The sequence below is a fragment of the Flavobacterium sp. B330r genome, from assembly GCF_056824325.1.
The window spans coordinates 4,320,061-4,344,453 of sequence record NZ_CP124860.1 but is presented as its reverse complement, the minus strand read 5'-3'; the positions used below and the strand labels follow the sequence as shown (position 1 = coordinate 4,344,453).

General features: G+C 37.6%; 13 protein-coding genes. 7 read left to right on the top strand and 6 right to left on the bottom strand.

Translation table 11 applies throughout. The features are described 5' to 3' along the window. Positions 1–147: 147 nt before the first annotated feature. The gene (locus QLQ95_RS19295; RefSeq protein ID WP_482501209.1) at positions 148–657 is read right to left on the bottom strand and encodes a hypothetical protein; all 510 of its coding nucleotides are present in this window, start codon (positions 655–657) and stop codon (positions 148–150) included. Positions 658–967: 310 nt separating this feature from the next. Here QLQ95_RS19295 and QLQ95_RS19290 point away from each other — a divergent pair, with 310 nt between their 5' ends. From QLQ95_RS19290 to QLQ95_RS19260, 7 genes are all read left to right on the top strand, one after another. Next, positions 968–1,726 carry a helix-turn-helix domain-containing protein gene (locus QLQ95_RS19290; protein WP_482501207.1) on the top strand — a complete coding sequence of 253 codons (759 nt, stop codon included), beginning with the start codon at positions 968–970 and terminating at the stop codon, positions 1,724–1,726. A gap of 29 nt (positions 1,727–1,755) precedes the next feature. Further along, the gene (locus tag QLQ95_RS19285; RefSeq protein WP_482501205.1) at positions 1,756–2,952 is read left to right on the top strand and encodes an FAD-dependent oxidoreductase; all 1,197 of its coding nucleotides are present in this window, start codon (positions 1,756–1,758) and stop codon (positions 2,950–2,952) included. A 113-nt stretch (positions 2,953–3,065) separates the two neighbouring features. Further along, on the top strand, positions 3,066–4,133 hold the full coding sequence (locus QLQ95_RS19280) for a BamA/TamA family outer membrane protein (protein WP_482501203.1): 1,068 nt from the start codon (positions 3,066–3,068) through the stop codon (positions 4,131–4,133). 399 nt (positions 4,134–4,532) lie between these two features. Then, a complete protein-coding gene (locus tag QLQ95_RS19275) occupies positions 4,533–6,449 on the top strand; it encodes a PKD domain-containing protein (protein WP_482501201.1) in 1,917 nt (638 codons plus the stop codon). Continuing rightward, complete coding sequence (locus tag QLQ95_RS19270; protein ID WP_482501200.1) at positions 6,421–15,351, top strand: T9SS type B sorting domain-containing protein; 8,931 nt, start codon at positions 6,421–6,423, stop codon at positions 15,349–15,351. The genes QLQ95_RS19275 and QLQ95_RS19270 overlap by 29 nt, the downstream gene beginning before the upstream one ends. Before the next feature lie 66 nt (positions 15,352–15,417). After that, positions 15,418–16,329 carry a PorP/SprF family type IX secretion system membrane protein gene (locus QLQ95_RS19265; protein ID WP_482504069.1) on the top strand — a complete coding sequence of 304 codons (912 nt, stop codon included), beginning with the start codon at positions 15,418–15,420 and terminating at the stop codon, positions 16,327–16,329. Between the two features lie 104 nt (positions 16,330–16,433). Beyond that, complete coding sequence (locus tag QLQ95_RS19260; RefSeq protein ID WP_482501198.1) at positions 16,434–18,269, top strand: OmpA family protein; 1,836 nt, start codon at positions 16,434–16,436, stop codon at positions 18,267–18,269. A gap of 99 nt (positions 18,270–18,368) precedes the next feature. On the opposite strand, the gene QLQ95_RS19255 is transcribed toward QLQ95_RS19260, so the two are convergent. From QLQ95_RS19255 to QLQ95_RS19235, 5 genes are all read right to left on the bottom strand, one after another. Then, positions 18,369–18,782, bottom strand: a complete 414-nt coding sequence (locus QLQ95_RS19255; protein ID WP_482501196.1) for a 3-hydroxyacyl-ACP dehydratase FabZ family protein — start codon at positions 18,780–18,782, stop codon at positions 18,369–18,371. 145 nt (positions 18,783–18,927) lie between these two features. Beyond that, a complete protein-coding gene (locus QLQ95_RS19250) occupies positions 18,928–19,908 on the bottom strand; it encodes a glycoside hydrolase family 43 protein (RefSeq protein WP_482501194.1) in 981 nt (326 codons plus the stop codon). Between the two features lie 204 nt (positions 19,909–20,112). After that, positions 20,113–21,291 carry an aldose epimerase family protein gene (locus tag QLQ95_RS19245; RefSeq protein ID WP_482501192.1) on the bottom strand — a complete coding sequence of 393 codons (1,179 nt, stop codon included), beginning with the start codon at positions 21,289–21,291 and terminating at the stop codon, positions 20,113–20,115. 23 nt (positions 21,292–21,314) lie between these two features. After that, entirely contained in the window at positions 21,315–22,337 is a 1,023-nt protein-coding gene (locus QLQ95_RS19240) for a glycoside hydrolase family 43 protein (RefSeq protein ID WP_320495095.1), read from the bottom strand. 99 nt (positions 22,338–22,436) lie between these two features. Continuing rightward, positions 22,437–24,245 carry a glycoside hydrolase family 2 protein gene (locus tag QLQ95_RS19235; RefSeq protein ID WP_482501190.1) on the bottom strand — a complete coding sequence of 603 codons (1,809 nt, stop codon included), beginning with the start codon at positions 24,243–24,245 and terminating at the stop codon, positions 22,437–22,439. Between the last annotated feature and the right edge of the window lie 148 nt (positions 24,246–24,393).

The window sequence follows — 24,393 nt, the reverse complement described above, 5'->3', positions numbered from 1 at the left end:
TGAATCTTGCTCGGCTTCGAATACGCTCAGCCTGAAAATATCAGAAAGTTATATCTATCCTACATAACCTTCAACAATTCACAATTCACAATTCACAATTCACAATTCACCATTCACAATTAATCATTCACAATTAATCATTAACCATTATTTCTTCTTATTCTTTTTTGCTTTAGATCTTTTTGCTTTCTTTTTAGCAATCTTTTTCGCTTTTGCTTTTTCCTTTGCTTTTTGAGCTTTTGCTTTCTTTTTAGCTTTAGCTTTTAGTTTTGCTTTTTTAGCTTTCTCTTTCTTTTTATCTTTTGCTTTTTCTTTTTTCTTAGCAACAGCTTTTTTCTTTTTCTCTTTGTCTTTGTCTTTTTCTTTCATTTTTTTATTCTTTTTAGATTTTGGCTGATTTTTGTTTTCTTCAGATGTTTCTTCTTCAGCCTCAGATGAAATTTCTTCTATTTGTGTTGGTTCTTGTACTGCTTCTTCTGCCGTATTACCCTCTTTTTCTGCCACTTTCTTTGGAGCTCTTTTAGGTTTTGGATTTGCTTCTGGAGTTTCAGCAGATTCTAGAACTGGAGTCTCTTTTTGTTCGATTTCGTCATTAGAGATAACCGAAACAGCTTCTGCCTCCTGATTGATTTCATCAACAAGTATTTCTTTTGCCATTATTCTGTTAATTTTAAGAAATTGATTAAATTTATTTTTAATTAAACTAATTTTTAATGTTATTAAATCATTAAATTAACATCAAAAAATAATAAACAAAGATAGATTGAAAAAGACATTCGCCAATGTTAAGTTTTTCATTGTTCCTAAAAAACAAACACAAACAACTAATATACAATAACTTATCCAATGTTAAGTTTTTCATCGCACTTTTTATCGAATTAGAAAGTCTCTTATAAGCTTTCTATAAGTGATTCTTTTCTTAGAAATAAAATACATTTTGTTTACTTTCACTTTAAAATTTGATAAAATGTTCAACGATTTAGCATACAAATCCATAAAACCCAGCAAAAAGCTCTTAGATTTTGTAGATAGCTTTTGGTGCATGCAAAATAAATCGGATCAAACATTGGAAACGATTGGCCTTCCTGATGGACGAATTGATTTGTCTTTAATGAAAACCGCCAAAACTTCTTTTCAAATTAGACTTTTAGGTTTAGGAACGCAACAGTATGAAAAAGGGATAATTCCAGCCAATAGCTTAACCTTTGTCATTAGCTTTAAACTTCCTGCTGTTGAGCATATCTTCCGCGAAAGCATTACTGAAATTTTAAACTCAGGAAAACTGCTTGAAAACAACTTTTGGGATTTTAACGAAAATGATTTAGATGATTTTGAATTGTTTTGCGAAAAAGCTTCTTCAAAAATCGAGTCTTTATTAGTAAAGGAAATAGATACTCGAAAACAAAAACTATTCAAATTAATTTATGAAACCAACGGAAATCTGACCGTAAAAGAATTATCCGAGCAATCTAATTGGAGCAGCCGTCAAATTAATCGGTATTTTAATCAATATTTTGGTGTTTCGCTAAAGGCCTATTGTTCGATTCTTCGTTTTCGTGCTTCCTTAGAACATATTGCTAAAGGGAAACTTTTTCCAGAGGAGAATTTTACAGATCAAACGCATTTTATTAAAGAAATCAAGAAAATTTCGGGATCACTGCCAAAAGAGCTTTTTCAAAACAAAAATGACCGATTTATACTATTATCTGCTCTTTCCTCTAAATAATTTTGCAACATAGATTTTAACTACAAACTATGTTACTACAAAATAAAAAGGTTGCCATTGTTGGCGGCGGAATGGGTGGTTTAGTATTAGCCCGTCTTTTACAGCTGCAAAATATAAAGGTAAAGGTTTACGAAAGAGACCTCAACTCAAAAGTTCGTGTACAAGGTTCTCCATTAGATTTACACGAAGATTCAGGTTTAATAGCCATGGAAAAAGCAAATTTACTAGATGAGTTTTACAAAAAGATTCGCCCAAATGCTAGTAAAGCTCGAATTGTAAATCAGAATTTTGAATTGAAATTTGATGAATACGCCATTAAAGGAACGGGTTTTCAAGAAATTTCAAACGCAGACCATGATTCACTTCAAGACATATCAAAACCACGTCCAGAAATAGATCGCTCAGAACTTCGAGCTATTTTATTGCATTCGCTTTTACCAGAAACTATCGTTTGGGACAGTCAATTCCTTTCAATGGAAAAAGAAAATAATGGCTGGAGATTGTTCTTTAAAAATGGAAAAACCGTTTATGCCGATTTGGTCATTGGCGCAGATGGAGCAAATTCTAATATTCGTTCTTATATAAGCACACAAAAGCCTATTTATTCTGGCATAACGATGATTGAAGGTACAATTTATAATGCCCAAGAAAATGCTCCCAAGCTTTTTGAATTTTCAAAAGGCGGAAAAGTGCTGGCTTTAGGAAATGAACAGACGATCATGTACGGCACAAAAGGAGACGGTTCTTTAATGTTTCTTCTGGGCAGTAAAATTCCTGAAAACTGGATTACTGAAAATGATTTGGATTTTAAAAACAATCAGATGATTTATGATTGGTTTAAAGAGGTTTACAAAGATTGGAGTTCTGAGTGGCATGAATTTTTTAAAAGTGAAGAATTGCACTTTATATTTCGTCCGCAGTATTATTTTCCGCAAAACCAATCTTGGGAAACACAAGAAAACCTGACCATTCTTGGCGATGCAGCACATAGAATGCTTCCTTTTGCGGGAAAAGGTGCTAATCTGGCTATGCTTGACGCTTTTGAATTGGCAGATTGTTTAACGAATAATCTATTTTCTGATATGAAAACTGCTATTTCTTATTTTGAAGAAAGAATGCTGAAAAGAGCTGCGAAGGCCTTAAATGACACTGTAAGCAACGGTGAACAACTGCATTCTAAAAATGCCTTAGAAAGACTACTTTCTATATTTAACCCACCCGCATAAACTTAATTGTTTTTATATCAAATACTTACATTTTTTATTTAAATTTACATATACCCAAAAAGCATACTTTAAGAATTATAAGCCAATATAATTTTCACTAAACAAATTATACAATGAGGCATTTTCTACTTTTACTCTTTTTTATAGCTTTTATTTCTCCTTCTTTCGGTCAAAAAATTACCGATTCGGTTCCGAAAAAAACAAAAGAAAAGAAAATCGAACTGCGAGTAATGCCTTATCTAAGCTATAATCGGAACCTTGATTTTATGTTTGGCGTCATTCCGATGGCTATGTACAAACTCAACCACAACGACACTATTTCTCCTAAATCACTGTCTGGAATGTCGGCTATTTATACTACCAATAAATCGTATGTTTTGGCATTCTTTAATAAATGGTATTTAAATGAAGACAAATGGCGTTTAAAGTTTTTCTTTTTTACAGGAAATCAGAATTCACAGTTTTATGTGGATGATATCGATCAGCCCGATTTTTACGATTACGGAACCAAAACAACTATCTTGAGTTTGGGAGGTCAGCGCAAAATTGTTGGCAAGTTTTATGGCGGACTTTCTTATACTTATGCACATTACAATACCGTTTATGAAGATAATATTTCTCCTTCTTCTATTTCTCACAGTAATGCAGTTGTCTTTAATTTATTGTACGATACGAGAGATGCCGTTTACTATCCGACAACGGGTTACAAAATTAGAATGGACTGGTCTACTTATCCGAAATTTTTAGATAACGAACTGGCATCGAATCGAATTTCTTTTCAAGCCAATAAATATTTCCCAACCCGAGAAGGCAAAGATGTTATTGCGGCACGTTTTTATGGAAAGTTCGGTCTTGGAAATGTCGCATTTGAACAGCAAAGCACTATTGGCGGAACAGATATTCGCGGTTATTCTGAAGGAAAATACAGGGGTTCAGGATTAATGGATATTCAAGGTGAATACCGATATAACTTTGGAAAGAAAATGGGATTGGTTGGCTTTTTTGGTATTGCAACCATTTACGGTTCTGACACTCCTAGTTTTGACTGGAAAATGTATCCTGGAGGTGGCGTTGGTTACCGATACAATCCTTTCAAAAAATCGAAATTCAATGTTGGCCTGGACGGTGCAGTCGGTAAAGGAGACTGGGGAATTTATTTTAGAATTGGTGAAGCATTTTAATTTTCAAAAAATATTCATAAAAGGGCTGTGTCAAAAAAGACAGCCCTTTGTTATTTCTCATAATTTACCTTCTGCCCGACTTTACTGGAGCTTTGAAAACTAAATTTTATTAAAATATTTCACTCTACTCAAACTTTTTTTGTAAAAATAAGATGTAGTACATTATTACAGTAAACGCTTACTGACCTTGTTATAAAGCCTTTTATTGTTGCAAAATCTATTTTTTATGTTTCATTTTATAATATGCAACATACTAAAAACATTTCATAGTTATCTTTCTTTAAATTTGAGTAACCCCAAACATATTCAAATCTTAACTACAATTAAATGCTCAAAATCAATTTATTAATTTCGAGGTAGTTGTAATTTGCTGTGCTGCCTTTTCATTCCTGATTGCTTATGGCACAATTTTATTTTTCTTGGAGAATTTTTACTTTATCAAAAAAACTGGGTTTTGCTGGCTTATTACTTTTTCTTATTACTTTTCAAGCAAATGCGCAAAACTGTACTGTAAACGCTGGAGTTTTAAATGTTACCATTTGTGCAACCGATGCATTGGTTCTAACTGGGAATAATCCTAGCCCAATTATCGGTACAGTCAAATGGACTCAAATCTCTGGGCCAGCTGTAACTATTAATTCGCCAACTAGCCCAAGTACTACCATTTCTGGCTACACAGGAGGAAATACCTATATTTTTAGATATAGCGCAACTTGTAGCGACGGAATTACAGCCTATCAGGACAAAGTCGTAAATGTTGAGCCTATAACTACAGCAAATGCAGGAGGTAACATTACTAGTTGTCCTAATAGCACTGGAAATTTATCTATAACAGCAAACGCACCTCAAAACACTGGGGAAACAGGCCATTGGGAAATTGTTGGCGGTAATAATGCAGGAGTGGTAATTAATTTCCCGAATCTGCCTACCTCAACGATAACTTTGCCTGCTACAAGCTGTGGCGTTACAACACTACAATGGGTTATTGAAGGTCCAGAATATGCTCCTGGACAGCGTTGCAGAACTACTTCTCAAATAACAGTAACCAATTATGGAGGTGTTAAACCCGTTTCTGCAGGACCAGATCAAACGCTAAGCAATTGTTACACTACAACACAAAGCACTAATCTTAATGCTACTTATGGCGGCTGCGGTCTTAACGGACAAAATGGACAGTGGACATTTGTAAGCGGTCCAAATACGCCAACCATTGCCAATCCTAACGCTAATAATACAGGAGTTTCAAATCTTGTTCAGGGAACTTATACTTTCAGATGGACGGTAACTGGACCTTGTGCTTCTGGCAATGATTTGGTTGTAATTAATGTTCCAGCGGCGACACAAGACGTTACGACTCTTCCTGGCGGTGATGAAAATATTTTCTTTTGCGACAATACAATTACGCAAGTAACTTTAGTAGCGCAAACTCCTCTTTATGCTGGAGAAACTGTTCAATGGACACAAATAGCGGGAGACACTGGCGCTGTAATAGCTGCTCCAACAAACCCAACAACATTAGTTACAAATATATCAGATCAAGGTGATCCATATACTTTTAGATATACGCTTACTAATAGTAATACAGGCTGTATTTTTACTAAAGATTATCATGTACAATTTAACGGAGCAACTAGAACCATTGTTGCTAACAACGGAGATGACATGGTGGGAAGCTGTGATGCAACAGTATTTACTATTCCACTTACGGTTACAGGATCAGGAGTAAATCAGTACCGAATTGTAAGCGGTCCAGCTAACTCACCTCTTGCCCCCTTTCCCACTGCTTTGCAAGATATTGGAAATTCTCTAACTCTAACTCTTACTGTAGCAGGAGATTATACCGTTGAATTTATCAGAAGCCAAGACGGTTCACTTACTTCTGGCTGTGATTACGGTTTTGATACTTTGAATATTCTTGCCTCTGGCGACCCGACCCCTTCTAATGCTGGATCTGATGTAAGTTTGCCATGCGGTGATACCAGTACAATGCTTTCTGGGGTTGCTACAGGTGATGGTATGCATTTTTGGAGTCAGCTTAGTGGTCCTAATCAAGCTGTAATTGCCGATAACTTTGCCATAGATACTCAGGTAACAGGTCTTATACCTGGGTCTTATGTTTTTCAATATATAACAAAAGGTGGCGGTGCTACTTGCGGTTTTTCTGTATCTTCAGTAACCATTCATGTATCTGATACTTCATTAAGCACTCCAAATGCTGGACCAGACGAAGTAGTCTGTGCAAGTTCGCAAGTACCTATGTCGGCAACACCTGCACAAAGTGGGGAAATTGGAACTTGGAGCCAAATTTCAGGCTAGTACAGTTGTCTTCTCCAATGTTAATGATCCTAATGCTGTTGTATCTGGTTTTACCGTTGCTGCCTCTCTTTATGAACTTCAATGGTCGATATCATATGTAAATCCAGGTCCTTCTTGCAGCGCAGCAATTTCTGATACTGTACAAATTATTACCAATAACAGTACAGCTCCAACCACTTCAGATGCCGGCCCTGATTCGTGTTATCCTAATGGTACAACCTCATTTAATCTTAGCGGAAATACAACCGATCCTCAAGATTTTGGAACATGGACCATTGTACCGACCACGGGGGTGATTATTGCAGACATAAACGATCCAAACACTTCGGTTACGGTTGTTTCTAGCGGAACATACACTTTTACATGGGCAATAGAAAACAGACTCCGACTTTGTCTTCCTAATAAAAGTGATGTTAAAGTTACGATAGCAGACACTCCGCCAGCTACAAATGCAGGGCCTGATCAGGAAATCTGTGGCAATACCATAACAATGGCGGCTACTGCAAGTGCAGGAGGGATTGGAACCTGGACAAGAATTTCTGGTGTAGGAAGCTATACCATAAGTGATATACATGATCCAAATGCTGTCTTTACGTTTACCTATAGCGGCTATTATATATTTAGATGGACAATAGAAGCCGAGGTCTGTGGTCAAGCATTCGATGATGTTAATTTAACTATCGGTATTCCGCCTCATCAAGCTGTTGCAGGACCAGATCAAAATGTCTGTGCCAGTACCAGCGTTACAATGGCAGGAAGTACTTACGATAGTTTTTTTGAAACAGGGCAATGGTCAGTGTTAACTGGCGCTCCTAATCAGCCCAATATTGTTGATCCGACTAATCCAAATACTGTAATTAATGGACTTGCAGCAGGCACGTATACTTTTAGGTGGACTATTACAGCCAAAAGCATCTTTTTATGTCAGGGTACTTTCGACGATATGGTTGTGGTAGTAACGCCAACGGCAGATGCAGGAACTACTCAAACCTATTGTGATGTTACCAGCATTCAGCTTACAGGAAATAAAAACTCAACTGGAACTTGGACACTTACCAGCACATCTGGAAATCCAGCAGCTGTTGTTATAACGCAAACACCTTCTAATAGCTACATTGCAAATGCTACTGTTGTTCCTGGAACTAGTTATGTTTTTACTTATACCACTAGTTCTACCACTTTTCCTGATGGTTCAACTTGCCCAGGATCATCTGATTCTGTAAATGTTGAAATTTTTAGCGGAGCAAGTGTACCGCCCAATGCAGGTCCAGATCAAACTTTATGTATTTCTGATGTTAATGGAACTGCCTCTTTAAGCGGAAATGTTCCTCCGCCAGATGTTACAACTTTTGAATGGCGTTTTGCATCTCAACCTGCTGGAAGCGTAGCTGTAATAACAACTCCCACTGCACCATTGACTACTGTTACAGGTTTAACAGTGCCTGGTTTATATATTTTGGAATGGGTCTTTGAAAGCCCTTCCTGCAGAACATTGTCTGACATTGTAAGAATTGTAATGAATGCTCCTCCAAGTACAGCAAATGCAGGACCTGATGATACAGTTGCTTGTCAAACCACTTACAAAACAGCTGCTGTGCCACCAACAGTTGGTATTGGTACATGGACATTTGATTCTCAGCCTCCTGGTGGAAATGCTGTCATTGACAATCCAAACAGTCCTGTTACTACCCTATCTAATATTAATGTTTTAGGCACTTATGTATTGACTTGGACGGTTACTAACGGTCCTTTTACCAATCCTTCATTATGTCAGCCAACCTCAGATACTGTCAACATCACTTTTAACGATAATCCACCGACCGTAGCCAACGCCGGCCCCGATCAAGAAATCTGTAATGCTACAACAACAACGATGGCGGGGAATACTCCACTTATTGGCACAGGACTATGGACACAAGTTTCTGGACCTAATTCGGCTACAATATCAGCTCCAAATAATCCAAACTCGCTGATGTTAGGATTAATTCCTGGCACTTATACATTTAAATGGACAATAACCACAACCGGATGTATTTCTGAAGATACTGTTTTAGTGACCATTTATGCAAATCCTTCAACTGCAGAGGCAGGACCAAATCAAATAGTTCCCCAATTTACAGCTGTAAATTTAAATGCAACCGTTCCTACAGTCGGCACTGGTCAATGGAGTCAGGTTTCTGGGCCAAGCGTTATAGGTTTTATGGATGTAAACTCTCCTACTTCAGCAGTAACCGGAACTGTTCCTGGAATATATACTCTACAATGGACTGTCAGCAATGGTAATTGTGCTGTTTCATCAGATACTATGAACCTGACCATTTTATCGATTGCAGATCTTGAATTAACAAAAACAGTAACACCAACAACAGGAAGCGTTGGAGATGTGGTTACTTTCAATATAAATGTTTTTAATAACAATTCATTGGGCGGATCTGCTACAGCAACCAATGTTGCCATCCGTGATTATATTCCAATGGGATTTGCACTAGTTGCCGGAACGGTGACTTCAGGAGGAATCTACAATGTTGGCGATAACACCATTACTTGGAGCGGTGTAACAATTCCGAGTGGCAGTATCTTAAATTTATCATTTAAAGCTACTATTCTAGGCGGTGGATCTTATGTAAATAATGCAGAGGTTTTTGCATCCGATCAATTTGATCCTGACAGTACGCCTAACAACCAAAACCCTGCAGAAGACGATCAGGACAGCGCGACAGTATTGCTTGATGTAGCCGATTTATCACTGCAAAAAACCGTTTCACCAACAACTGTCAGCATAAACGATAATGTTGTGTTTACCATTAGAGTTACCAACAGCGGCCCTAATAATGCAACTGGAATTACAGTATCAGACCAATTGCCTCCAGGCTATACTTATGTAAGTGACAATGGTGGCGGAAAATATAATAATGCCACAGGAATTTGGAATGTTGGCAATCTAAACAATGGAAACTCTCTTGCTTTACAAATTACAGCCAAAGTAAACGTTGTTACCTCCGCAAATGATTATATCAATACCGCTGAAATAGAAACGGCCTATCAGTTTGATCCCGACAGTACTCCTGGAAACGGATTGCCAGAAGATGATATATCAACAGCTTCTGTTTCGCTAAAACAAGCAGATTTGGAACTTACCAAAGCGGTAACCCCAACTTCTGCGGCGGCTGGAGACCAAGTAGCTTTTACTATTAATGTACTTAACAGAGGACCTGGAAATGCAACAGGAGTTGCCGTACAAGATGTTATTCCTGTGGGATACACCCTTATACCGGGATCAGTATCTGCTGGCGGAACGTATCAGGTTGCTACAGCTACACTCGAATGGAAAAATCTACTATTGCCTGCAAACTCTACTGTTGATCTGACCTTTAATGCTTTTGTAAATCCATTAGGAAATTATTTAAATGTAGCACAAATAACAGCTAGTGATTTGCCAGATCCAGATAGTACACCAAATAACAACGTCGCTTCTGAAGATGATCAAGACGATGCAGAAATTACTTTTATTGGTCCTTCTGCCGATTTATCTTTAACCAAAAATGTAGTTACAGGTAATACAAGTCCTGTCGTTGGAAGCCAAGTCTCGTTTGAACTTAAAATAACAAACGACGGTCCAAATAATGCAACTGGAGTACAGGTAACCGATTTACTGCCTTCTGGTTTTCAATACGTAAATTACAGTTCGTCTGCTGGAACATATGACAGTACTACGGGAGTATGGAATGTTGGTACGGTCGATGTTGGCGTTACAGAATCACTTATTCTGGATGCAAAAGTTTTGCCAACTGGAGATTATAAAAATATAACACAAGTTACTGCCAGTAATCTTCCTGATCCTGATAGTACGCCTAATAATGACGATGGAGATCAAAGCGAAGATGATGAAGATAGTATAGTACTAACTCCTATACCGCCAGCAGCCGATTTATCATTGACAAAAACAGTGAGTAATGCTACTCCTTTGGTAGGCTCTGTGGTAACGTTTACTATTATCACCACTAATAGTGGTCCTCAAGATGCAGCCCAAGTTCAAGTAACCGATTTACTACCTTCTGGATATACTTTCACTACTTTTAATGCTACAAGCGGAACTTATGACAGTACAACTGGTTTATGGACACTAGACATATTAGAAAGCAGTGAATCTGAGACATTACAGATTAATGCAATAGTTAATCCAACAGGAGATTATACAAATATTGCAGAAGTCACCAATAGTGATACTCCAGATCCTGACTCTACACCCAATAACGGAGTGCCAACAGAAGACGATTATGGAACTGCAACCACTACTCCTATTCCACAATCTTCAGATCTATCTTTAACTAAAACCGTTAATAATACTACACCTTTAGTAGGTTCGTTAGTTACTTTTGAAGTAGTTGTAACCAATAATGGCCCTCAGGACAACTTTGGCGTACAAGTGACAGATATTCTTCCGTCTGGATATACTTTTACTGGATTTACCATTTCTACAGGAACTTACGATACGACTACAGGAATATGGACAGTGGGTAATTTAGTTACCGGTGATGCAGAAACACTTCAAATTGTAGCGAGGGTAAACCCAAGTGGCGATTATACAAATAAAGCCGAGGTCACAGCTGCTAATCTTCCCGACCCAGACTCAACTCCAAATAATGGAGTTACAACCGAAGACGATTATGCAGAAGTTACAACAGTTCCTGTTCCAACATCGGCAGATTTATCTTTAACTAAAACCGTAAATAATGCTGCTCCACTTGTGGGTTCGCAGGTAACTTTCAGTATTCAGGTAACCAATTCTGGTCCGCAAGAAGCAAATTCTGTGGCTGTTACCGATTTACTGCCTTCTGGATATACTTACGCATCCTATAGTGCAACAACCGGAAGTTATGATTCGTCAACAGGAGTTTGGACAGTTGGAAATATGCCTATTTCAGATTCTTATACTTTACAAATAACAGCTACTGTTAATGCTAATGGAAACTACACCAATACTGCCGAAGTTACAGCAAGCAGTCAGCCTGATCCTGATTCTACGCCAAACAACGGAGTTACCACAGAAGATGATTACGCAGAAGCCACAACGGTTCCAGTTCCAGCATCAGCCGATTTATCATTAACTAAAACAGTAAATAACGCAACTCCTCTTGTAGGTTCTCAAGTAATTTTCAACCTTCAGGTAAGCAATGCTGGGCCTCAAGCCGCAGATGGTGTTGCTGTAACCGATTTACTGCCTTCTGGTTATACCTATAACTCTTATAGTGCAACCGCTGGAAGTTATAATTCTTCTACAGGTTTATGGACCGTTGGAAATGTCGCAATTGGTGCTACTCATACTTTACAAATAACAGCGGTAGTAAATACTGCAGGAAACTACACTAATACAGCCGAAATTACAGCAAGCAATCAGCCTGATCCGGACAGTACGCCTAATAATGGAGTTACCACAGAAGATGATTATGCAACAGCGACAACTACTCCAACAGCTCTTTCTTCTGATCTTTCGTTAACAAAAACGGTTAGCGATTCAACTCCGATTGTTAATACAGAAATTACATTTGAAATAATTGTTACCAATAGCGGGCCAGAGGACAATACAGGTGTTCAGGTAACCGACTTACTGCCTGCAGCATTTACATTTACTAGATATACCGTTTCAAGAGGAACTTATGATCCAGCAACAGGTTTATGGAATATTGGAAACTTGCCAAAAAATCAATCAGAAACACTGCAAATTGCAGCAATAGCAAATGCAATTGGAAATTTTGTGAACATAGCAGAAGTAACCGCAGCTGGTCTTCCTGATCCTGATTCAACTCCAAACAACGGAGCAATATTGGAAGATGACTATGCAATTGCTCCAGTAGGTGTGAGAGCAGATACACCTCCTCCTCCGCCAGTTTCTGATTTATCATTGACAAAGACAGTTAATAATTCTGTACCGTTAGTTGGTTCTCAAGTTACTTTTGAAGTTATAATTACCAACAGCGGAAAAGATGACAATAAAGGTGTTCAAGTTACAGATTTGCTCCCTTCCGGATATACACTTACTGGATATACAATTTCTACGGGAACCTATACGCCAGCAACAGGTTTATGGAACATTGGCAATATCGTAAACGGAAAATCTGAAACTCTTCAAATTACAGCAACTGTAAACGGCTCTGGAAATTACACTAATATTGCAGAAGTAACTGCAGCTGATTATGAAGATCCTGACTCAACTCCAAACAACGGAGTTACCACAGAAGATGATTATGCATCAGTAACAACTACTCCAAACCCATTAGCGGCCGATTTATCTTTAACTAAAACAGTAAATAATGCGACGCCACTTATAGGTGCGCAAGTCATTTTTGAAGTAATTGCAACCAATAATGGCCCTCAAAATACTACAGGAGTGGAAGTGACAGATTTACTACCTTCTGGATATACTTTTACTAACTACAGCACCACAAAAGGAACTTACAATCCAGCAACTGGAAAATGGGCAATTGGTTCATTCTTAAACGGAGATTCGCAAGTATTACGAATAACCGCTGTTGTAAATCCGACAGGGAATTATGTAAATATTGCCGAAGTTACTGCTAGTAATCTACCAGACCCTAATTCGACTCCAAATAACGGAATCCCAACAGAAAATGATTATGCTGAAATTGCAACAACTCCTGTTGTTCCTATGGCCGATTTATCACTTACAAAAGCCGTAGTCGGCGGTAATATTAGTCCAATATTTGGTGCTACCGTTACTTTTGAAATAACCGTAAAAAACAGTGGTCCACAAACTGCAACAGGTGTTCAAGTAAAAGATTTGTTGCCGAGCGGTTACGAATATGTCGTATACAGCTCAACAGCTGGGCAATATTTTAATACAACCGGAATATGGGATATTGGAACTATACCAACAGGAAGCTCAGAATCTTTACTCATAGGCGCAAAAGTGAACACAACAGGTGATTATAATAATATTGCCGAGGTTTATGCTTCAAATGAACCGGATCCAGATTCAACACCAAACAATAATGTTAGCGGTGAAGATGATATAAGTTCTGTATTATTAACGCCAGTTCCTGCTGTAGCCGATCTTTCTATTGAGAAAAAAGTAATCAATAACATACTTAATCCTGCTGTAGGATCGCAGATTTCATTCTCCATAACATTAACCAACTCAGGTCCAAGCAATGCTACTGGAATTATTGTCAAAGATGTACTTCCTTCTGGATATGATTATATTTTCTATAATTCGACTTCGGGAGCTTATAATCCGGCAACAGGAGAATGGACTCCTGGAATTATACTTGCTGGCAATAGTCATACTTTAATTTTAAATGTTTTTGTAAAAGCTCCAACAGGTACTGCAGACGAATATTTAAATATAGCAGAAATTATGACTGCAGATCAACATGATCCGGACAGTACACCAGGCAATGGAATTGCGACAGAAGATGATTACGACAGTATTTCTGTTACGCCTGTAATTGTAATGGCAGATTTATCTATTAAAAAAACAGCTCTTAATCAGGATGCCGTTCATGATGTGGGCTCAACGGTTATTTTCACAGTTACCGTTACCAATGACGGGCCTGCAGATGCATCTGGTGTACGAGTAAAAGATTTGCTTCCTCCTGGATTTACCTATCAAACAAGTAGTCCTACAAGTGGTTTGTACAATTATGTGACAGGTATTTGGAATGTCGGAAATATTCCAACAGGAACTGATCAATCATTGGATATTTATACCACAGTTAATAAGCCGTCGGGTATAGCAGGCGAATACACCAATATCACCGAAGTCATTGCTAGCAACCTTCCCGATCCTGATTCGACTCCAAATAACGGAGTTACAACAGAGGACGATTATGACAGTTTACAAATCAAAGTTGCCGTTGCCGATTTAAGTCTGGAAAAAACAGCCAGCAACAAAAACGCCAATGTAAACGAGGTGGTAACATTTACTATTCAGGTTAATAATGAAGGACCAAGCACCGCTACAGGAGTTGCTGTTGAAGATTTGATACCGCTTGGATTCAAGAACATTTCAAATATCAATAACGGAGGTGTTTTCAGCAAGAATATTATCAAATGGGTTGATTTAACTGTTCCTGTAGGAGGCATTACGTTAACGTACGAGGCAACTGTTGCCAATCCGCTTGGACTGGAAAATGCTGATTTTGTTAATATCGCTCAGGTAACCGCCAGCAATCAATTTGATCCAGATTCGACTCCAAATAACGATAACGGAGATCAAAGCGAAGATGATGAAGATTCTGAATCTATCAATATTCCTTCTACTGATATAGCAATTAACAAGGAAGTCGATAAAACAGATGTTCCGATGGACACTCAAGTAACCTTTGCGATTACAGCAGAAAACCTTGGCAATTTAACGGCAACAAACGTAGAAGTTCAAGATGCTCTACCAAAAGGATATTCATTAGTAAATTCAACCGTAAGTTCAGGCACTTATGATCCTAAAACCGGCATTTGGAGCATTCCATCAATCAATGCCGGAGCTATACAAACCCTAACTTTAGCGGTTAAAGTCGTGGATTTTAATGATTATCTAAACACAGCACATTTGACAAAACTGGATCAGATAGACACCAATTCGGCAAACAATCAGGATAGCGCGACTGTTTCGCCAAACTGTCTGAAAATCTATAACGAGTTTTCACCAAATGATGATGGCCAGAACGATTTCTTCTACATCGATTGTATCGAAAGATATCCTAATAATCAGCTGGAAATCTTTAACCGCTGGGGTAATTTGGTTTATTACCAAAAAGGCTATAAAAACACTTGGGACGGAAAAGCGGAAGGTTCTGCCAAAACGCTTCCTGAAGGCACCTATTTCTATATTCTGGATTTAGGAGACGGATCTAAAAAAACCTCTGGATGGCTTTACCTCAAATAGAACCATCCAGAAAATGAAAAGTTTAAGAATAGGATTAACCAAAATAAAATTGGCTATGATTAAAATATAAAAAAGGTTTTCGCGATAATAACTCTATTCTCGGCATATGGAGCCTTTGCACAGCAAGACCCGCAATACACGCAGTATATGTACAATACACTCACCGTAAACTCGGCATATGCCGGTTCGTTAGGACATTTAGCCATAACAGGAATTTACAGAACACAATGGGTTGGTATTGAAGGAGCTCCAGACACGCAAAGTTTTTCATTGGATACTCCAGTCGGAAAAAATGTAGGTCTTGGAATTTCGATCGTAAACGAAGAAATCGGACCCACAGAAGAACAATATTTGGATGCCAATCTCTCATATAGCATCAAATCTGGCGAAACACACAAACTTTCCTTTGGTATAAAAGGCGGCGGACGCGTCATTAATATCGACTGGTCTAAAGGAAGCTACAAAGATCCCGATGTGCAATTTCGTGAAAACATTACCAATAAATTCCTTCCTGTAGTTGGCGCTGGATTGTATTGGCACGGAGAAAGAGATTACATCGGACTTTCCGTTCCGAATTTCATGACCCGCGAACGTTATACTTATGATGATATCAGCGAAGATTTAGTCAATCAGAGAATACATGTTTATCTTATTGGAGGTTATGTTTTTGACCTTTCGGCACATACCAAATTTAAACCCGCTGTTTTCCTAAAATATGTGGCCGGCGCTCCAATTATTGCCGATATATCAGCCAATTTTATGTTCAACAATGCTCTAACGCTCGGTGTTTCCTATCGTACATCAGACTCCGTAAGCGGTCTGGTCGGAATCCAGATTACACCAATGATTATGGCTGGTTATGCCTACGATTACACCACAACCGCTTTGCAGAATTATAATAGCGGTACGCACGAAATTATGCTTCGTTTTGAACTGGTTTCACGCAAAAAAGGATTAAAATCACCAAGATTCTTTTAATACGGATAGTCTATGAAAAGAACAATTACTATACTCGCATTATTGGTTATACAGCTGATTCATTCACAAACCAAAACAAAACTGCCGATGCTCTTTTTGATAAGATGTATTATGTGGAAGCTGCAAAATCGTATGAGCTTTCCATAAATAATGGTGATGCTTCCAAAGAAACGCTTCAGCGACTTGGAGATGCTTATTATTTTAATACCAGAATGTCAAGCGCATCAAAATGGTACGGAAAGCTGATTTCAGAATATCCAAATGAGGTTTCTGCCGAATATCTTTTTCGTTACGCACAGTCGCTGCAGGGAATTCAGAATTATGATCTGGCTAAAAAATGGATGAAGAGCTTCGCCGAAAAACAAAAATCGACCGATGCTAGAGCGAAGAACTTCTCGCTAAAAAATGTCACATTAGAAGATATCGAAAACATAAAACCTTCTTTTATACTAGAAAACTTAGACATCAACTCTACTTATTCTGATTTTGGTCCGATGTATTACAAAGGCGATTTAGTTTATTCGACAACAGTCGATTCTTCGTATTTAAAAACAGACAGATACGGATGGAACGATCAGCCTTATTTAAATATGCAGCTGGGCAAAATAAGCGAAACACAATCGAATGTGACTTTTAAAGAACGTTTCGGAAAAGACATTACAACCAAGTATCACGAAGCCTGTATCGCCTTTTCTCCCGATGAAAAAACGATTTATTTTACCCGAAACAATTATAACGGAAAACTGAAACGAGATAATAAAGGCATCAATAATCTTAAAATTTATTCGGCAACAGCTGTAGAAAGCGAAAATGGCGCCACAAATTGGACCAATATTCAGGAACTGCGCTTTAATAGCGATAGCTATTCAGTCGGACATCCTGCGGTAAGTAAAGACGGAAAAAAGCTCTATTTCGTGTCGGATATGCCTGGAACAATTGGTTCGACAGATATTTTTGTAGTCGATATTTTAGGCAATAATCAATTCTCTGAACCCAAAAATTTAGGCGAAAAAATAAACACAACAGGACGCGAAATGTTTCCGTACATCACCGATCAAGCATTGTATTTTTCTTCTGACGGATTTTTAGGTTTAGGAGGTCTAGACGTATTCGAAAGCAGAATAAACGATGGCGTTTTTGAGACACCAGCAAATCTGGGAGCGCCATTAAACAGCAATCGAGACGATTTTGGCTATATCGTTAACGAAGCCACCAACAAAGGTTTTGTCTGTTCGAATAGAAAAACAGGAAAAGGCGATGATGACATTTACTCTTTTGAAAGATCTTGCAATCAAGCCATAAGCGGTTATGTTTTTGATGCCATTTCAAACAACAGAATTGCAGGTGCCATGGTAACGCTGAAAAATGCAAACGGAATAAAAGTGGCCGAAACTGTTTCTCAATTGGACGGAATATACGATTTCAATAACAATGTAAATTGCAATACTCCTTATACGATTGAAGTTACAAAAGAGAATTATAATGCCAATACTAAAGCAATCGTAACAGCAAACAGTTCAGGAAAAACAGAAGCTCTTGTAGGCTTAGATCCTGCTTTAATTGTTCGCGAAAATGGAGTTCTAAAAATAAAAATCGGAATTATTTTCTTTGATTTAGATAAATCTGATATTCGTTATGACGCTGCAATAGAACTCAATAAAGTAGTTCTCTTAATGCATCAGTACAACACGGTTGTGATCAAAATAGAATCGCATACCGACTCCCGTGCCAATGATCAATACAATTTAGAATTATCTGACCGAAGAGCAAAAGCCACAAGAGATTATCTAATTTCTCAAGGAGTTGCACCAGAAAGAATAGAAAGCGCAATTGGCTACGGAGAAACCCAATTAATCAACAATTGCTCCAACGGAGTTCCCTGCACAGAAGCACAACACCAAATCAACCGCCGAAGCGAATTCATCATCACAAAAATGTAAAAAGAAAAGCGTCCCAAGATTATCTCAGGACGCTTTCTTTATTTCTCAATCGCTCTTGCCTCTACCAGATCTTTTCTCTTGCTTCTATTCTCTATTCTCCTACTGCAACTTCACACACATCCATTCCCCTTTCATAATCAATCTATCCTCATCAAAAGCTTCACCCGATTGTTTTATGATTTTTTCGCTTGTGCGAATGTTTTTTACAACAAATTTAACGAGTTTATTGAACTCAACACCCGCAAAAAATTCAACATTATCCATACTAACCAATCCAAAAACGCCATCTGCAATCCCTAAAAGCTTTATACCTGCACCGCCACATTGTGCCATCGCTTCAATCAAAATAGTTCCCGGAACAAAATTAAAATCGGGAAAACTGCCCTGAAGCCAGGCATCTTTATCTGTAAACGTCTTTAAACCAACGATTGTGTCTGTGGTATAAGAAATAATTTCATCTACAAAGAGAAATGGAGCACGATGCGGAATTAAATCTTCTATTTTTTTAATCATGTCTGTAATTTTTAACAATGTACGAATCTGAACTGAAATAGACAATATTAAAATGGCATCTGTGTTAAAAGCAGGTTAAAATGTTAAAAAAAGGGCCAACTCAAATTGAGTCAGCCCCGCGTTATCAACCCTAAAATCACAAGCTTTATTCTTGCAATAAAACAAAACTTTTAGCATCTGCTTTGATTTTATTTCCTTCAAAATCAATATCGATTATTCCTGCTTTTCTTGGAGAAACACCGCTATTGCTAAAATGTGTATGCAGTACATACTTCATTTTTCCGTTTGTATCATAGAAAACATCACCGTGACCTACTCCATTTATCCCCACATCTTTTCGGCTGATTATCGGGCTTTCAGTTGCTTTTTCCCAAGGTCCAAACGGACTCTTAGCTGTTGCATAACCTACTGCATAATCAGGGTTTCTAAAATCGTTTGCAGAATAAATCATGTAATACAAATCATTGTGTTTCAATACCGTTGGTCCTTCTGTAACTGGCCAAGAAACATTCTGGGTATTTTCCCACGGAAGACCGCCAGAAATACATTCTTTAAGGGTTTCTTCTTTAATTCCAGACCAGTTATCTTTAAGTTCCGCTACAAAAATTCGGTTTCCATTGGTCAAACGCACGTGATAAAGGTATTTTTTGCCGTCCTGATCAACAAAAAAGAAAGGATCGATCTGATTGCCCGAATTAAACATTGGAGTCTTAGAATCGTTTTTAAATGGCCCAAGCGGACTATCACTGCTTGCAATGGCAATATTCTCATCGGCGGTATAAATCATATGAAATTTATTGTTGTATTTAAAAACCTGCGGTGCCCAAAAACCTTTCGTCCCATAAGCGTCTCCTTTTTTTAATGCTAAACCATTTTGTGCTCCAACAGGCCCTTTCCATTTTTTCAAATCAGAAGAAGTGTACACCTGAAAACCTTCTCCGTTAGGAAAATCTCCCGTTGTGGTTCCGTACAAATGATAAACTCCATTTTCGTGAAAAATGGTCGGATCTGCCAACAAGATTGGTTTGTCTTTTGAAGCTGTTTTTTTGCCAGTTTCTTTCTCTTGAGAACAGCAAACAAAGACACAAAACAGACTTAAAAGCGTAAAATATTTTTTTATCTTCATTATTAAACTTTTTATTTAATTAATTCTATTTAAAAACTAAAAATCAAATAGTTAATGATACACTATAGAAAACCTCTATAATGGAAATTCATACTAAAAACCATTATTTTACTCAAAAATTCTCATCTTAATTTCGAAAAAAATAAGCTCTAAAATCTTCCTTAAAAAATGGTTCTTTAATCCTAACTTCTAACTCAAAACTTATTACTTTTCAGATGAAAATTGATACAAAGAAACCGTATGATACTTCTCTCCTGCTTTTAATGTTATTTGAGGGAATTTTGGCTGATTTGGCGCATCAGGAAAGTGCTGTGTCTCTAAGGCAAAAGCAGTTCTAAAATCATCCTTAACACCTGATTTAAAGGTGTTTTTACTCTGCATAAAATTTCCGCTATAAAATTGAATTCCAGGCTCTTCTGTGTAAATATCTAAAGTAATACCTGAAATATCTCCTTTTATGGTTGCAGCATGAATAAATCCATCTTTTTTCGTTGACTTAAGCACGTAATTGTGGTCATAACCTTTTCCGAATTTGAGCTGTTCGTCTTTGGTTTCTATTCTTTCGCCAATTTTATGTTTTGATGTAAAATCGAATGGCGTATTTTTTACAGATTTCAATTCTCCCGTCGGAATCAAACCTTCATCAACTGTTGTAAATTTGTCTCCGTAAATCTGTAATTCATGATTTAAAATTGTCCCGCTTCCCTCTCCATTCAAATTGAAAAAGGCATGATTAGTTAAATTGACAATTGTAGTTTTATCCGTCGTCGCTTCGTATTCCATTTTTACAGCATTGTTATCTGTGATCGAATAAGTCACTTTTACATTCAGATTTCCAGGAAAGCCTTGTTCTCCATCTGGCGAAGCATATGTAAAAACCAAAGTATTACCGTTTGTCTTTTCAGCATTCCAAACAACATCCTGAAACCCTTTTACACCACTGTGTAAAGCATTTTTCCCATTATTAAGCGGAATCTGATAGTGCTTTCCTTCGAGTGTAAATTTGCCTAATGCAACTCTGTTGCCAACTCTTCCAATTGTAGCGCCAAAGTAAGGTTCTGTGGCGTTTTTAAAGCCCTTTGCACTGTTCATTCCAACAACAACATCAGTCGGTTTTCCGTTTTTATCTTTAACCCATAAACCTATTAATCGCCCACCATAGTTGGTAAAAGCAGCTTTTATATCTTTATTTTCGATCCAATACAAACTGACTTTTTTACCATCAATGATTGTGTCGAAGTTTTTAGTCTCTAAAACCGTTTTTACTGTATCTGATTTGATTTCTGAGTTTTCTTTTGAAACAATATTTTCTTTTTTACTGTCTTTACAGCTGAATTGAAAAAGTGCCAGCAACAAAAGTGTAGCAATTTGAATGTTTTTCATTTTTATCTTTTTTGAAAATGATTTTAATTTGATGGAATAGCCAATGACATTCCTTCGCTAACTGGCTCGCCTAAAACAGGAAATCCGTTTGCATCCCAGTCAATTTTCTGCATTCTTGGCGATCTTTTGTTCCCGCAACCTTCGCCCGGGTTTGAGTTAGCGTGATACAGAATCCAATCTTCTTTTCCATCAGGAGATTTAAAGAATGAATTGTGTCCTGGCGCATACACCTTGTTGATTGAAGATTGTTTGAAAATAGGCTCAGGAGATTTCTTCCAAGCATTCGCATCTAGCAAATTTTCTCCGCCGTTAAATGTTAACAATCCTAAAGCATAGAAATCAGTCCAGCATCCGCTTGCCGAGAAAACAATAAAGATTTTACTGTTTCTTTCTAAAAATTGTGGACCTTCGTTCACATTCACCTGCGGCGGATTTACCTTATCATGCAAAGCGCCGTGTGTTTCCCAATCGTTTGTTGGCGCAGAAATCATAACACGATCGCCATCAATCTCAAGCGGATTTTTCATTTTGGCAATGTAAATATTCTGCTGACCGTTTTTATCTCCTGCCCAGCCTGCCCAAATCATGTAAAGCTGTTTTTTATACTCGAATACATTCCCATCAATTGCCCATTTATCGGTTTTCGCAGCAATTTTACCTTTAAACTCAAATTTTCCTTTAAACGGATCTGATGATTTATTTTCTAAAACATACATTCTGTGATTGTTATTATCGCCATTATCGGCTGCAAAATAGCAATACCACTTTCCGTTGATGATATGAAACTCTGGCGCCCAGATTTCTGCCGAATAATTGGTGTTTTTGGGTGGTGTCCAAATCACTTTGCTTTCGGCATTTTTGATATCAGAAAGGTCTTTTGTTTTCCACAACACCAATTTATTTCCAAGCGTGTTGGTATAGTAATAATAGCCTTTGTAATACGTGCTGTAAGGATCTGCTCCCGATGGCAGAATGGGGTTTGTGAATGTTTTTTGCTGTGCAAAACTTATTGTTGTGAACAGAAAAAGGATTAGATATTTTTTCATTTTTAATTTTTTGTTAGTCTTTGAATTTTCTCTCGCAGATTTTGCAGATTTTTTTTATCAGTGTAATCTGCCAAATCTGCGGGAGAAATAAATTTAATTCTAATTCAAAGCATTCATAACCTCCGTATTAATTTTATTCACCGCTTTAAAATCCATTTTGTCTACTTTTCGATCATAAGTCATAAAACCGTTTACTTCACCTTCAACATCTGTTGTCTGTGTGTAGACTGCTGCCGAGAATCCCGTTTTAACGTATTTTCGAAGCGTTTCCGCGTACTTTAGGTATTCAGTGGTAACTTCACTTGCATTTTTAAATTTAATGTAACCCCAGTTGTCATTTGCCCTCCATAAATGCCCTTCCAACGGAAGTCCGATTCCGCCATACTCTCCCAAGACTGTAACTCTTCGGGCATCGTACAAATACATTTCTGGCCCTGGATAATTATGCAAATCCAAAATATCGCCCGTCTGGAAGTGATTTCCACCGCTCGCAGAATTAATCAAACGCGTTGAATCATGGTTTTTTGTCCATTCTGTAATTTCAACGGTTTTAAATTGTCCCCAAGCTTCGTTAAACGGAACCCAAACCACAATACTTGGATACGAATACAAATGATCCATAATCTCTCTCCACTCTTTTCTGTAGATTTCTTCAGATTTTGCCGAACGCTGTAATTCTGTTCCCGTAAAATATTTTGTGTTTTGCCAAATCGGCTGATCGTCACCGCTCGGCATATCTTGCCAAACTAGAATTCCTAACTGATCGCAATGCGTATACCAGCGCTCCGGCTCTACTTTTACGTGTTTACGAATCATATTAAAACCTAATTCTTTGGTTTTAATAATATCATATTTCAAAGCTTCATCAGTTGGTGCGGTGTACAATCCGTCAGGCCACCAGCCTTGGTCAAGAGGTCCAAACTGGAAATAATCTTTGTTGTTTAACTGCATTCTCACGATTCCATTTTCATCTCGTTTAGATGAAATTTTTCGCATTGCAAAATAACTTTTCACCTCATCAACGACTTTATTTTTGCTGATTAAGCGAATTTTAGTCTGATACAAAAACGGACTTTCAGGCGACCACAATTTCGGATTATTCAAAATAATATCATTGCTTTCGCCTACAACCGCTTTTTCTTTAGCAATCTCTTTTCCGTTATCGAAAACAGAAATCTCTACTAAATCTCCTTTTTCTGCTCCATTTACCTCAGCTTTAACACTAATCGTATTTTGATCAATATTTGGCGTTGTTTTTAATGCTGCAATGTTTTTAGCATTTACAGGCTCAATCCAAACCGTCTGCCAGATTCCTGTAACGGGTGTGTACCAGATTCCTTCTGGCTTTTTAACTTGTTTTCCTCTTGGCTGAGGCCCATCGTTGGAAGGATCCCAAACTTTTACTACCAATTTCTGATTTTTCCCTTTTTGGATGAATGGCGTAATATCGAATGAAAACGGTGTATATCCTCCCGTATGAGAACCGACTTTTACATCATTCACAAAAACTTCTGTTTTCCAATCTACAGCGCCAAAATGTAAAAGGATGTTTTTTCCATTCCAACCTGATTCAATCGAAAATTGGGTTTCGTACCAAAGTTCGTTTTTAGCTCCCACTTCTTTCATCACGCCAGACAAGCTCGATTCTGCCGCAAACGGAACCAGAATCTGCCCGTCATATTTTGAAGGCACGGCTTTTCCAAATTCTTGAATGCTATAATTCCACAAACCATTCAGATTTTTCCATTGGCCGCGCTCCATAATCGGACGAGGATATTCGGGTAAAGTTTTCTTAGGATCAACCTGCTCTGCCCATTTGGTTTTGATTTTATCACCTTGTGGTTTCCATTGCGCATTTACCGCAAACATGGATAACAAGGCTAAAAAAAGGATACTTTTTCTTTTCATGCTTTATATTTTTATACTTGTAAGTTTTTTAAACCATATAAGTCATGTAAGTTCATTTTAGTTTAACTCGCTAAAAAAAATGCCGAGAGCATATAAGTTTTTACTTTTATTTAAGACAAGATTTAATATGAACTTACATAACTTATAT

Coding starts and splice junctions, on each gene's coding strand:
- QLQ95_RS19295 (WP_482501209.1), bottom strand. CDS start 657: ATGGCAAAAGAAATACTTGTTGATGAAATCAATCAGGAGGCAGAAGCT.
- QLQ95_RS19290 (WP_482501207.1), top strand. CDS start 968: ATGTTCAACGATTTAGCATACAAATCCATAAAACCCAGCAAAAAGCTC.
- QLQ95_RS19285 (WP_482501205.1), top strand. CDS start 1,756: ATGTTACTACAAAATAAAAAGGTTGCCATTGTTGGCGGCGGAATGGGT.
- QLQ95_RS19280 (WP_482501203.1), top strand. CDS start 3,066: ATGAGGCATTTTCTACTTTTACTCTTTTTTATAGCTTTTATTTCTCCT.
- QLQ95_RS19275 (WP_482501201.1), top strand. CDS start 4,533: ATGGCACAATTTTATTTTTCTTGGAGAATTTTTACTTTATCAAAAAAA.
- QLQ95_RS19260 (WP_482501198.1), top strand. CDS start 16,434: ATGTATTATGTGGAAGCTGCAAAATCGTATGAGCTTTCCATAAATAAT.
- QLQ95_RS19255 (WP_482501196.1), bottom strand. CDS start 18,782: ATGATTAAAAAAATAGAAGATTTAATTCCGCATCGTGCTCCATTTCTC.
- QLQ95_RS19250 (WP_482501194.1), bottom strand. CDS start 19,908: ATGAAGATAAAAAAATATTTTACGCTTTTAAGTCTGTTTTGTGTCTTT.
- QLQ95_RS19245 (WP_482501192.1), bottom strand. CDS start 21,291: ATGAAAAACATTCAAATTGCTACACTTTTGTTGCTGGCACTTTTTCAA.
- QLQ95_RS19240 (WP_320495095.1), bottom strand. CDS start 22,337: ATGAAAAAATATCTAATCCTTTTTCTGTTCACAACAATAAGTTTTGCA.
- QLQ95_RS19235 (WP_482501190.1), bottom strand. CDS start 24,245: ATGAAAAGAAAAAGTATCCTTTTTTTAGCCTTGTTATCCATGTTTGCG.